Source organism: Nonomuraea lactucae, from assembly GCF_003313395.1.
GTDB lineage: Bacteria > Actinomycetota > Actinomycetes > Streptosporangiales > Streptosporangiaceae > Nonomuraea > Nonomuraea lactucae.
Genome location: NZ_QNFZ01000251.1, coordinates 1 through 12952, shown reverse-complemented (window position 1 = coordinate 12952; position 12952 = coordinate 1). Strand labels below are relative to the sequence as shown.

Sequence of the window (12952 nt, the reverse complement as noted above, 5' to 3'; positions counted from 1 at the left end):
CCGTCGCCGGGGGCGGCGGCGAGCCGTCGCTCCCCGGCCTGGGCCGGCGTCGCGGCCAGGGCCACCGCCAGTCCGAATGACGCGGCGGCCACGGCCGCCTTGATTACTCGATCCATGATTGCCTTCCCGGCTCTGATCGATCGCTCCCGAAACGGAGGGGGAAACGCGAATCGATAACCCCCGAATGCCAAGCCGGACACGCAATGGGCACCACACGAAACGCGCCGTCCCGGCTGGGCTACCGGCGCAGTTCTATCACCCCGCCCGGAGCGCCCGCAGAGGCCGAAGGGCCAGCGTGACGAAGGTTTGACGCCCAGGCGCCGGGCGGTTACGGGGGCAGCGAGGGGGAGACAAGTCGGGAAATAGCGGGGGGCTATTTCGGATATTCCATTGGCGTTCCCGCGATGCCGGCGAGTGCCCGCACGGCCCGTGCACTGGAGCCGGGAAAAGCGAGTGTCACGGGCCGGGGGCACAGATTTTCCGGTAGCGGGATACGCGCTTGACCGCTCAGACCAGCAGGAGAGAGTCTTCCACGGCCGCCTCGAACGGAAAACGGTCGGCGAAGGCCGGCCGCAGGTCCGACAGCCAGGCGGCCGTCGGGTCGTACTTCGCGAAGAACGGGCGGCCCACCAACGACGGGTCGCGCGCCTGGATGAAGTGGAGCATGAAGACCTGCTCGCCGGCGATCTCGGTGACCCCGTCGACGCAGACCTTGCCGGGCGTGGCAGACATGGACGGCCCCCGCACCGTACGGCAGAGCCCCGAGACCGACGCGTACGCGTCCCGGAAGATCTCGTAGGCCCGCGCGAGCGGAACCGCGAAGTAGTCCTGCGGCCCGGTGTCGCGCTCGACGAACATGTAGTAAGGGATCATGCCCATCCGCAGCTGCCGCCGCCACATGCCCGACCAGACGGCGGGATCGTCGTTGATCGACCTGATCAGCGGCGCCTGCGTCCTGATCGTCGCCCCGCTGTCCAGGATCCGCCTGACCGCCGACTCCACCAGCGGCGAGTCGAGCTCACGGGGGTGCGTGAAGTGGGCCATGAACGCCAGGTTCTTGCCCGCGGCCACCACCTGCTCGAACAGTTCCAGGGTGGAGTCGGCGTCGGGGTCGGTGGTGAAGCGCTGCGGCCAGTAGGCCAGCGCCTTGGTGCCGATCCGGACAGACTCCAGCTGCTCCAGACCGAGCAGCGGCTCGATGTAGCGCCTGATCACCGGCTCACCCATGATCATGGCGTCGCCGCCCGTGATCAGCACGCTGGTGACCTCGGGGTGCCGGCGGATGTAGCCGACCATCTGGTCGATGTCGTCGGAGGCGAACTTCAGGTCGGCGTCGCCGACGAACTGCGCCCAGCGGAAGCAGTAGGTGCAGTAGGCATGGCAGGTCTGTCCCTGTTTGGGGAAGAACAGCACAGTCTCCGGATATTTGTGCTGCAGACCGGGCACCGGCTCGTCGCCGATGCGCGGCACGTTGAGCTCCTTCTGGCCCGCCGGGTGCGGGTTGAGCCGGGCGCGTACCCTGTTGGCCTCGACCTGGATCTCCGCGTTGGGCGCCTCGGCCTTCAGCAGGTCGGCCAGCCGCGCGACATCGGTCTCGGGAAGCATGTCCGCCTGAGGGAAGACGAGGCGGTATATGGGATCGTCGGGCGCAGCCGACCAATCTATGAGTTCTTCGACGACGTAGGCGTTGGTGCGGAAGGGCAGCACCGTGGCGACGGCGCGCACTCTGAGACGCTCCTCGTCGCCAAGCCCCGCCCGCTGCAGGAGCTCGTCGAGATGCTTGGACGTGTACGCCCGGAAGCGTCGCGTTCCTGCCTGGTTCAAGATCACTAGGCCTTTCCCATCTTTTTTTGTTCGATCGCTTGTAAACCTCATGGCCGTGTCGCGCGTCTACGGTTCTTATATCCGGACGCGACTCGCGGGGCCTCCGGTTCCACTGGGCTCCAAGTTTTCCTAGTGATCAAGCCACTCGCGACATATCGCGATAGCGCGTAGACTGGCGAATCGTGACCGACGACACCGCCCTGCGCGCCTCCGACGCCGACCGCGACCGCGTGGCCGCCGTGCTCGGCGAGGCCCTCGCCTCCGGACGACTCACCAGCGTCGAGCACGCCGACCGCCTGGACACCGCCTACACCGCGAAGACGCTCGGCGAGCTCGTCCCCCTCACCCGTGACCTCCCCGATGTGGCGGCCACGCACGTGCCCGCCACGGTCGAGCGGCAGACCATCGACTCGAAGTTCAGCAAGGTGATCAGAAAGGGCCGCTGGGTCGCCTCCCGGCACACCAGGCTGTCGGCCAGGTTCGGCGCGCTGATCGTCGACCTCTCCCAGGCCGTGCTGCCGGGCCGCGAGATCACGATCGAGGCCGACGCCCGCTTCAGCAAGCTGATCGTGCGCGTCCCCGACGACGCCCGCGTGATCGACGAGGGGGGCTCCGTGTTCGGCAAGCGGAACGTGACAGGCGGCTCGGAGGGAGACGGGCCGATCATCCGCATCGTGGGCAGGTCCATGTTCGCCAAGGTCATCGTCTCGCGCGGGGTCTCCGACTGGAACCTGGCGTAAGGCCACGTCACCGACCGGTTAGCCTGGCATTCATCCCGCCTGCGATGCGGACGCGCCCGAGCCCGCGTTCCGGCCACACCGTGGCAGCGGGCTCGCACGCCGTACGAGGTGACCAGTGTCCGACAGCAAGCCGATCGCGCTCGACGCCATGGGCGGCGACCACGCACCCCACGAGATCGTGGCGGGCGCGGTGCACGCCGTGCGCGAACGCCGGCTGCCGGTCGTGCTCGTCGGCTCACCGCGCGTGCTCTACGAGGCGCTCGCCGACCACGACGCCACCAAGGAGATCCCGATCGTACGGGCCGAGGAGGCCCTCTCGATGGACGAGGGCGCGCTGGCCAGCCTGCGCCGCCCCCGCTCCAGCATCGCGATCGCCAGCCACCTGGTACGGCGGGGCGACGTGTCCGCCGTGGTGTCCGCGGGCTCGACCGCGGGGATCGTGGCCACCGGCAGGCTCAGGCTGAAGGCCCAGCACGGCGTGCTCCGCCCGGCCATCGCCGTCGCGCTGCCCACCCGTCCCCGCCCGACGCTGCTCCTGGACGCGGGCGCCAACGCCGAGGCCAAGCCGGAGATGCTGGTGCAGTTCGCGCACCTGGGCTCGGCGTACGCGGAGCTCGCCTTCGACATCTCCAAGCCCAAGGTGGGCCTGCTCACGATCGGCAGCGAGCCCGAGAAGGGCAACAAGCTGACCAGACGGGCGCACGAGCTCCTGCAGGCGTCTCCCGGCATCCTCTTCACCGGCAACATCGAGGGCTACGACCTGCTGAGCGGCGGCGTCGACGTGATCGTCACCGACGGCTTCACCGGCAACGTCGCGCTGAAGACCATGGAAGGCGCCGTCCGCTACGCCTTCGGCGAACTCAGGGAGACGATCACCGACAGCCCGGCCGCCAGGCTCGGCGCGTTCCTCCAGCGGTCGCGCATCCGCGACCTCCACCACCGGCTCGACGCCGAGGCCCATGGCGGCGCGGTGCTCCTGGGGCTGAACGGCACCGTGGTGATCGCTCACGGCTCGTCCCGGGCCCAGGGCATCAGCGCCGCCTGCCAGCTCGCCGCGGACCTGTCGGCCGGCGGCATCGTCACCAGGATCGGCGAGCGGATCGCCGCCACGCAACGATCACATAGGCGGCGATAACCCCGTAGTCTGTGACAGTCTGTGCGCATCCACACAAACGGGGGGATGGGTGGAAGGGCTCACCGCGGCACAGGCTGCGCGATCGAAGAGGAACGTCGTCCCGCGCCGGTCCAGCAGGTCGTTCGGCGCCATCATCAGGGCCAACGTCTTCACGCTGTTCAACCTGGTCATCGGCGTGCTCTGGGCGCTGATCCTGATCTTCGGGCACTGGCAGGACAGCCTGTTCGGCCTGGTCATCGTGGCCAACGCGCTGATCGGCATCGTGCAGGAGCTGCGCGCCAAGCGCACCCTCGACCGGCTGGCCGTGATCAACGAGGCTCCCGTGACGGTCCGCCGCGACGGGAGAGAGCAGGAGCTCCCGCCGCAGGACGTGGTGCTGGGCGACCTGATCCTCCTCGGCCCCGGCGACCGGCTGCTGGTGGACGGCGAGGTCGTCCAGTCCGACGGGCTGGAGATCGACGAGTCGCTGCTGACCGGCGAGGCCGACCCCGTGCACAAGCAGCCGGGCGACCAGGTGCTCTCGGGCAGCTTCGCCGTCGCCGGCTCGGGCGCGTTCGTCGCCACCCGCGTCGGCACCGACGCCTACGCCGTACGGCTCGCCGAGGAGGCCAGCAAGTTCCACCTCGCCCACTCCGAGCTGCGCGACGGCGTCGCGAACTTCATCAAGTACATCACCTGGCTGGTCATCCCGATCGGCGCGCTGCTGACCTACAGCCAGCTCCGCAACTCGGCCGACTTCGGCACCGCGATCACCGGCGCGGTCGCCGGCATCGTCACCATGATCCCCGAGGGTCTGGTGCTGATGACCTCGATCGCCTTCGCCGTCGGCGTGGTACGGCTGGGCCGGCGCAAGTGCCTGGTCCAGGAGCTCCCCGCGATCGAGGGCCTGGCCAGGGTGGACGTGCTCTGCCTGGACAAGACCGGCACGCTGACGGCCGGCGGCATGGACCTCGACCAGGTGCTGCCGTTACGGGACGTCAGCACGGCAGGCGACAGCGCGGCGGGCGACAGCTTGGTGGGCGACAGCTTGGTGGACGACGCCCTCGCCGCGCTGGCCAACGTCGACCACCGGCCCAACGCCACCGCCCAGGCCATCCAGGCGCGCTACCCGTCCATGCCCGACGGGTGGAGCGCCGTGACCGGCGTGCCGTTCTCCTCGGCGCGCAAGTGGAGCGGCGCCGACTTCGGGCCGCACGGCGCCTGGGTGCTCGGCGCGCCCGACGTCCTCCTCGACGCCGACATCGGCGACCACGTCAGCGGCAACGGCGACGGCAGCGGGAACGGCGGCGTCGGCGAAATCGGCGGGACCGGCGGGATCGGCGGGATCGGCGGGATCGGCAACGCCGACGGCTACCACCGGGCCGCGACGCTCGCGGCCACCGGCGCGAGGGTGCTCGCGGCCACCGGCGCGAGGGTGCTCGCGCTGTGCCGTACCGGCGACCTGGAGGCGCTCGCGGGCGGCGGCGCGGCCGGCGTCGAGTGCGTCGCCCTGGTCACGCTCAAGCAGCGCATCAGACCCGACGCCCACGAGACCCTGCGCTACTTCGCCAGGCAGGGCGTCACGGTCAAGGTCATCTCGGGCGACAGCCCCGACGCGGTCTCCGCGATCGCCACCGACCTGGGCATACCCGACGGCCACCGGTCCGTGGACGCCAGGACCCTGCCGGAGGACGACCCCGACAAGCTCGCCGAGCTGCTCGACACCAACACCGTCTTCGGGCGGGTCACGCCGCGCCAGAAGCGCCAGTTCGTCGGCGCGCTCCAGGCGCGCGGCCACACCGTGGCGATGACCGGCGACGGCGTCAACGACGTGCTCGCGCTCAAGGACGCCGACCTCGGCATCGCGATGGGCGCGGGCAGCCCCGCCACCAAGGCCGTGGCCCAGGTCGTGCTGCTCGACAACAAGTTCGCCACGCTGCCGCACGTGGTCGGCGAGGGCCGCCGCGTGCTCGCGAACATCGAACGGGTCTCCAACCTGTTCCTCACCAAGACCTTCTACGCGATCGTGCTCTCGCTGCTCACCGGGGTGATCGGGGTGATGTTCCCGTTCGCCCCGCGGCACTCGACGCTGGTCAACGCGCTCACCATCGGCGTTCCGGCGTTCTTCCTGGCGCTGGCGCCCGCCCTCGAACGGTCGCGGCCGGGGTTCGTGCCGCGGGTGCTCCGCTTCGCCGTACCGGCCGGAGTGGTCTGCGCGGGCGCGGTGCTGCTGGCCTTCTGGGCCGCGCACAGCGGCACCTCCACCCTGAACGAGGACCGCACGTCGGCGGTGATCGCCCTGTTCCTCACCACGTGGTGGGTGCTGGTGCTCATCGCCCGGCCGCTCACCTGGTGGCGGGTCGTCCTGGTGGGGTCCATGGCCGCGCTGTTCGCGCTGGCGCTGGCGCTGCCGTTCGTACGGGAGTTCTTCGCCCTCGAACCCGGCGACATCAGCAACGACCTGACCGCTGTCGGGATCTCCGTCGTGGCGGCGATCACGATCAGCGTCGCGGTCAGGCTCGCCGGTACCCTTAGAGCATGACCGACCCGCAGATAGTGCTCACCGAGCGCGTCCAGCAGGCGCTGGCCAACGCGTTCGGCTCCGAGCACGCCGACGCAGACCCGCTGATCCGGCCCTCCCAGTTCGCCGACTTCCAGGCGAACGTCGCGCTGAGCCTGGCCAAGCGACTGCGACGGGCCCCGCGGGAGGTCGCCGAGGCGCTCGCCGCCGAGCTGACCGACTTCCCCGGCAAGGTCGAGGTCAGCGGGCCCGGCTTCCTCAACATCACGCTCGACGACTCGTGGATCGCCTCCGAGGCCACGGGCATGCTGAAGGACCCGCGCGCGGGCGTCGGCACCGTCACCCCGCCGCGGACCGTGGTGATCGACTACTCCGCGCCCAACGCCGCCAAGGAGATGCACGTCGGCCACCTGCGCACGACGATCGTGGGCGACGCGCTGGCCCGCGTCCACGAGCACCTGGGCAACAGCGTGATCCGGCAGAACCACCTCGGCGACTGGGGCACGCCGTTCGGCATGCTCATCGAGCACCTGCTCGACATCGGCGAGGAGACCGCGGTCGCGCAGCTCGAGGCCGGCATGGGCACCGAGTTCTACCAGGCGGCCCGGCACGAGTTCGACAGCGACCCGGAGTTCAAGGCGCGCTCGCGCGCACGGGTGACCACGCTCCAGTCGGGCGACCCCGACACCCTACGGCTCTGGCACGTCTTCATGGACGCGACCATCCACTACTTCAACAAGCTCTACTCCATGCTCGGCGTCACGCTCACCGACGCCGACATCGCCGGCGAGAGCATGTACAACCCGATGCTCGACCAGACCTGCGACGACCTGCAGGCAGCCGGCGTGGCGGTGATGAGCGAGGGCGCGCTCTGCCTCTTCCCGCCGGGCTTCACCGGCACCGACGACAAGCCGCTGCCGCTCATCATCCGCAAGAGCGACGGCGGCTACGGCTACGCCTCCACCGACATGGCGGCGATCCGCTACCGCGTTCACGACCTCAAGGCCGACCGCATCCTCTACGTCGTGGGCGCCGACCAGGCCCTCCACTTCCGCATGGTGTTCGCCGCCGCCCAGCAGGCCGGCTGGCTGCCCGACACCGTGTCCGCCGAGCACGTCCAGATCGGCATGATGCTCGGCAAGGACGGGCGCCGCTTCAAGACCCGCTCCGGCGAGTCGGTCAAGCTGATGGACCTGCTGCAGGAGGCCGTCGACCGGGCCTCCGCCGCCATCGCCGAGCGGGGTTACGACGAGGCGACACGGGCCGAGATCGCGCAGGCCGTGGGCATGGGCGCCGTCAAGTACGCCGACCTCTCGGTAAGCCACGACAGCGAATACGTCTTCGACTTCGACCGCATGCTCAAGTTCACCGGCAACACCGGCCCGTACATGCAGTACGCGACGGCCCGGATCCGGTCGATCTTCCGCAGGGCGGGCATCGAGCCCGCGCAGGCGGACGGCGCCATCGTGCTGGGCGAGCCGGCCGAGCGGGCCCTGGCCCTCCACCTGCTCCGCTTCGGCGCCCTGGTCGACCAGGTCGCGAGGGAGTCGGAGCCCCACACGCTCAGCGCCTACCTCTTCGAGACCGCGAGCCTCTTCAGCACCTTCTACGAGGAGTGCCCGGTCGTGAAGGAGGGCGTCGACGCCGAGACCCGCGCACACCGGCTGGCGCTCTGCGCGCTGACCCTCCGGGTGCTCGAGACCGGGCTCGGCCTGCTCGGCGTCCCGGTCCCCGAGCGCATGTGACCCGCGCTATGACCCGCGCTGTGGCTCTCAACGTGGGCGCGCCTCCAGCGGGTTGGCGCGCTCCCCGGTTAGGCTTTACGCGGTCATGAACCGAGGCCGAAAATGGGGGAGTTCTCTGCCTTGAGCACGGACCTGACTGCGGACCCCCAAGCAGCGGCGGAGCTGCACCGCTACGCCGAGGCTCTGCTGGCACACCTGGCCGCCAACGGGGCCGCACCCCCCACCGCGCCCGGCTTTCGCGACATCCCCGGCTACTGGCTTCCCCCGGCCGTCCAGGCGCTGGTGTCGATCCTCGCCGGTGACGACCCGCTGGAGCCGCTGAGCCGGGCCGCCGGTCGCGACCAGCAGCAGACCGCGCTCTTCCTCTGCCTCGCCCTGGCCGTCGCGGGCCACGGGAGTCGCATCCACGCCTCATGGCTCGGCACCGCCTTCGGAGAGCTCTCCCTGGAGCAGCCGGTCACCCACGGGCAGCGGGCGCTCTGGCTGGCCGCCGCCCGAGGCGCCTACGGCCCAGCCGGGAAGATCTTCGTGCTGCGCAAGCTCGACGCGCTGGCCGTACCCGACCATGCCGACCACCGGCAGTGGGTGCAGGCGCTCGCGCCCGGCGAGCCGACCGTGGTGGTGCCGGCCTCCCTCGTCGACTTCCCGGAGATGGCCGAGCTGCCCGAGCTGGCCCGGCCCGCCCAGGCGGCCGCCCGGCTGGCCAGGCTGCGCGCCCGCTGCCTGGAGATCACCTCGACCCGGCAGGCCGAGCACGACTCCTCCACACCGCTCACCAACAGCGCCGCCAGCCCCGTCACGGCCTGGCACGAGGACGAGCCGCTCGCCGTGCTCCGCTCGCTCATCGGCCTGGGTGGCCCGGCCGGCCCGATGGCGTCGCTGACCTCGCACCTGCTCGACGACCTGCGCCCCGGCGCCGACCCCTACCTGGCGGCGATCGCCCTGCACGTGGCCGCGCCCATCCTGCGCGGCGTGGCCGAGGAGCTGGAGGCCGACAGCCGCCTGGAGCCGCCCACCACGCTGACCGTCTCGCTGCTCGGCCACCCCATCGCGCTGCTCCCCGAAGGGCCCGAAAGCGCCTCCCTGGCCGAGGCCGAAGCCGCCATCGAGGCGCAGGGCACCCTGCCGCGACGCGCGCCGTGGGCCGCCATCCTCCTGGTCGTGGCAGGCGTCGGAAGCATGGCAGGAGGAGTGGTGGCCGGGTGGCCGCTCGCCGTGATGGGGGTGGCCCTGCTGGGCCTGGCGGGCTGGCAGCTCTGGCGGCGCCGGGCGGCCATCGCCTCCGACGCCCGCTTCGTGGCCGCCCGGGTCGCCGAGCTCAAGGAGCTGGCCGACGGGGCGATATGGGCGTTGCACGCGTACGCCCGCGAAGCGGACGCACGCGCCAAACAGGCCGCCGACGACTCAGCCGAGCTCACCCGGCTGATCCGTCGCGGCCCGCGCGCGGCCTAGGAGGTCTCGATCTCCACGTGGGCCGGCGCGAGCAGGAAGACGCGGTCGGCGATGCGCTCGATCCGCCCTTCGCACCCGTAGGCCAGGCCCGCCGCGAAGTCGACCATCCTGGTCGCCTCCGGCATCGGCATACCCGTCACGTCCATGATCACCGTCTGGCCGTCACGGAAGTGCTGCCCGATCATCGGCGCGTCGTTGTACTTGAGCGGCTGGACCATCACGATCCGCGACGAGTCGGTGGTCGCCCGCCATCTCCTGGCGGCCCGCTCCGACGCCGGCATGTACTCCTCTTCGTACGGCTCCTCGTCGTACGGGTCGTCGTACTGGTCGAGTCCGCCCAGGCCAAGGTAGCCCGCCACCTTGCGCACTGCCCCCATCGGCTTGTCCTTTCCTCAGGAACTCACCGTAATCGGCACGTCCCTACTCATTGGACGGTAACCGACGATTCCGTGTTCGCCATGCGACACGCCCACGACTAATTCCATTTTGTACGGCTTGCAGTCTGCTTTCATCTGGATAACCGTCTCCCCCGATAGCATCGAGTCATGCGCATGTTCACTGTAGACGCCTTCACCGACAGCGCTTTCCAGGGTAATCCGGCGGCGGTCTGCCTGCTGGAGACTCCGGCACCTGACTCATGGATGCAGGCCGTGGCCACCGAGATGGGTCTGTCCGAGACGGCCTTCCTGCTCGGCGATTCGCTCCGCTGGTTCACGCCCGCCGTCGAGGTCTCCCTCTGCGGCCACGCGACGCTGGCCACGGCGCACGTTCTCTATTCGACGGGGGCGGCGACCGGTCAGGTCGATTTCCGGACCGCCAGCGGAACACTCACGGTGAAACGCGACGCCGACGGCATGATCACGATGGATTTTCCGGCCAAGGAAGTGACGCCCGCCACGGTTCCCCCGGGGCTGGAAAAAGCACTCGGCGCCGCTCCGGTGCGGGTCGGCCAGAGCGCCTTCGACCTGCTGGTAGAGCTGCGCTCCGAGGACGAAGTGCGCTCGCTCAGCCCGGACATCGAGGCCCTGGGTGCCATCGACGCGAGGGGCGTCATCGTCACGGCTCCCGGCACCACGACGGACTTCGTCTCCCGCTTCTTCGCCCCCAACGTCGGAATACCGGAGGACCCGGTGACAGGCTCGGCCCACTGCGCCCTGGCCCCCTACTGGGCCGACCGCTTCGGGCGTACCGACCTGGTGGGGGCCCAACTGTCCCGACGGGGCGGCCTGGTCAGGGTCGCGGTGCGGGGGGACCGAGTACACCTGGCCGGCTACGCGGTAACGGTCCTCTCAGGAGAACTACACGTATAGGCCTCCCGTAGACCTCCCGCTAGAACTCCCGCCGACAAGACGGCCCCAGCAGGCCAGGGCACCAGGCGGGCCAGTCGAGGCGCCGGCGACGCGAAGTGGGGCACCGGGGACACCGGCCCCTTGCGAACACGGCGGCCTAGTAGGGGCAGCGGAGTCGGGACGGCGCAGGCGAATAGCACAGGTGCAGCGGCACATAGGGCACCGCAGGTAGCGCGAGGCAGGTAGCACGCGACGCAGGTCGCACGACGCAGGCAGCGCCCGCCGCAGGTAGCGCGAGGCAGCTTGCGCGCGCCACAGGTAGCGCGACGCAGGCAGCGCGCGTGACGCAAGTAGCACGACCACGACGCAGGCAGCGCATGACGCAGGTCGCACGCGACGCAGGTAGCAGGACGCAGAAGCGGCAGCGGCAGCGGCAGCGGCAGCGGGGCGGCACACGGGACGGCGCCCTCGAAACGGCGCAGTCGGCTCGGCGGGGGACGGCACAACCGGGACGGCGCAACCGGGACGGCGCAAGCACAGGACGGCCGGGGACGGCGCAGGCGGGGTGGCACAGGGAGGCCAGCCCAAGACGGCGGCGACGGGGCTCAGCACGCGACGGGCACGGGTGCGACAGGCGCGGGAGCGGCGGGCACGGGGTACGGCAGGCACGGGGTACGGCGAGGCCGGGCGGGGCAAAGCCGCGGGGGACAGCGTAGGCGGCGTAGCACAGGGAGGCCAACCCATGGCGGGGGCGACGGGGCCCAGTACACGGCGGGCGCGGGGGCGGCAGGCGCGAGGTGCGACGAGCGCGGGTGCGACGGGCAAACGGGTCCGGGAACGGCGAGGCCGGGGCGGGCAGGCCGCGGGATGGGCGGGCCCACGGAAATGGGCCCCCAGGACGCAGCAGGCGCGAGGTGCACAGGGCGCGGGCTGCCACGGTCCGGCGGGTCCGGGGTACGGCGAGGCCGGGGTGGGGCAAGCCCACGGGGTGGAGCAAGCCCACGGGGTGGAGCAGGCCCACGGGGTGGAGCAGGCCCACGGGGTGGAGCAGGCGCACGAAATGGCCCCCAGGATGCAGCAGCAGGCGCGCGGCAATCCACGCAGACGCCGCCAGCGCAGAGTGCGGCGGGACGGTGGTGCTGTCGCTGGGTGTGTCCAATGGGACGTGGGGCCGGACGGGACCGCGATGGACGGGACCGCGATGGACGGGACCGCGATGGACGGGACCGCGATGGACGGGACCGCGATGGACGGGACCGCGATGGACGGGACCGCGATGGACGGGACCGCGATGGACGGGACCGCGATGGACGGGACCGCGATGGACGGGACCGGGATGGGCAAGGCGCGGAGGGCAAGGCACCGAGGACAGGGCGCCGAGGGCGGCGGTGGGGGTAGAGCTTGCTGAGGGCATGGCTGCAGTCACTCTCCGCAATATCTGCTGCGAACTTTGACCGGCCGGGTGGCGTCTCAGAGATGTGACGCCTCGAAGCCATGCCTGTGCTGCGGCCGCGTCAGCCGTGACCCTGGCGCTCTCCTCCTGCGCCACCGAGTCACCTGAGCGGCGAGTGCAGAGCTCATCGTCGGCACCTGACGTACTGGCGCACCGGGCAATCGCCCGCAAGGCCCTGACGCTCCGGCTCGACTGGACTGTACGGGCTGCGGGGCTGAGGAAAGAGGTCGGTCGCGGCGGCCTCGACCGGTGCCGGAAGGGCGACGACGATCCCAAGAACGCCGAGGGCGTCACCGCGAAGTGCACTCTAACCCTTCACCGGGCCTACCTCTGGAACGGCGACATCACCGCCTTCCTCAACCGCTTCGACAGGTGCCCCGCCGCGTCGGAGATCCGCGGCTACTGGCGGGAGTTCGGCGGCCGGCCGGACCCCCGGGAGCGTCTGCGGACCTACGATGTCGGCGATCTTCCCGAGCTGATGTGCGACGGTGTCCGGATCGAGTTCGCCACGTCCCGCATGAAGGCCGATCGGGACCTGACGACCATGCCGGGCGCCACGGTGTTCGATGAGGGCGGCGGCATGTACGAGCCGTACCACTGGGCGCCTGAGGGCAGGCCATGGCTGTCCAGGTGGCTGAAGATTCGCCGGAAGGCTCGATACCTGGTGGCCATGCAGGTGTCCGAAGAGTACTCGGTGCTGGGCGGACGCCAGTGACACAAAAAAAGGGGGAGGGGCTCCACCCTCACAGGTGAAACCCCTCCCCCAACAATTGTCCGGCGGTGACCTACTCTCCCACACCCTCCCGAGTGCAGT

The 12952-nt window shown here is 70.6% G+C and carries 10 protein-coding genes; 8 read left to right on the top strand and 2 right to left on the bottom strand.

Translation table 11 applies throughout. The features are described from left to right. Positions 1-507: 507 nt before the first annotated feature. Positions 508-1830: a KamA family radical SAM protein gene (locus DQW85_RS15895; protein ID WP_113701084.1), complete on the bottom strand. Its 1323-nt coding sequence runs from the start codon at positions 1828-1830 to the stop codon at positions 508-510. A gap of 176 nt (positions 1831-2006) precedes the next feature. On the opposite strand from DQW85_RS15895, the gene DQW85_RS15890 reads away from it, so the two are divergent. The 5 genes from DQW85_RS15890 (at position 2007) to DQW85_RS15870 (ending at position 9396) form a co-directional block, all read left to right on the top strand. Continuing rightward, on the top strand, positions 2007-2564 hold the full coding sequence (locus tag DQW85_RS15890) for a DUF1707 SHOCT-like domain-containing protein (protein ID WP_240197209.1): 558 nt from the start codon (positions 2007-2009) through the stop codon (positions 2562-2564). 115 nt (positions 2565-2679) lie between these two features. After that, positions 2680-3699, top strand: a complete 1020-nt coding sequence (gene plsX, locus DQW85_RS15885) for a phosphate acyltransferase PlsX (protein WP_240197208.1) — start codon at positions 2680-2682, stop codon at positions 3697-3699. Between the two features lie 49 nt (positions 3700-3748). Continuing rightward, positions 3749-6220: an HAD-IC family P-type ATPase gene (locus DQW85_RS15880; RefSeq protein WP_113701083.1), complete on the top strand. Its 2472-nt coding sequence runs from the start codon at positions 3749-3751 to the stop codon at positions 6218-6220. Then, entirely contained in the window at positions 6217-7944 is a 1728-nt protein-coding gene (argS, locus tag DQW85_RS15875) for an arginine--tRNA ligase (RefSeq protein ID WP_113701082.1), read from the top strand. The genes DQW85_RS15880 and argS overlap by 4 nt, the downstream gene beginning before the upstream one ends. Positions 7945-8064: 120 nt before the next feature. Further along, entirely contained in the window at positions 8065-9396 is a 1332-nt protein-coding gene (locus DQW85_RS15870) for a hypothetical protein (RefSeq protein ID WP_240197207.1), read from the top strand. Here the strand turns inward: DQW85_RS15870 and DQW85_RS15865 are convergent. Further along, positions 9393-9773: a cell division protein SepF gene (locus tag DQW85_RS15865; protein WP_113701081.1), complete on the bottom strand. Its 381-nt coding sequence runs from the start codon at positions 9771-9773 to the stop codon at positions 9393-9395. The genes DQW85_RS15870 and DQW85_RS15865 overlap by 4 nt on opposite strands. Before the next feature lie 168 nt (positions 9774-9941). Between DQW85_RS15865 and DQW85_RS15860 the strand changes: the two genes are divergently transcribed. From DQW85_RS15860 to DQW85_RS15850, 3 genes are all read left to right on the top strand, one after another. After that, positions 9942-10706, top strand: a complete 765-nt coding sequence (locus DQW85_RS15860; protein ID WP_113701080.1) for a PhzF family phenazine biosynthesis protein — start codon at positions 9942-9944, stop codon at positions 10704-10706. A gap of 967 nt (positions 10707-11673) precedes the next feature. Beyond that, positions 11674-12093, top strand: a complete 420-nt coding sequence (locus DQW85_RS15855) for a hypothetical protein (RefSeq protein ID WP_162795027.1) — start codon at positions 11674-11676, stop codon at positions 12091-12093. Between the two features lie 112 nt (positions 12094-12205). Next, positions 12206-12853, top strand: a complete 648-nt coding sequence (locus DQW85_RS15850) for a hypothetical protein (protein WP_162795026.1) — start codon at positions 12206-12208, stop codon at positions 12851-12853. The last annotated feature ends 99 nt before the right edge of the window (positions 12854-12952 follow it).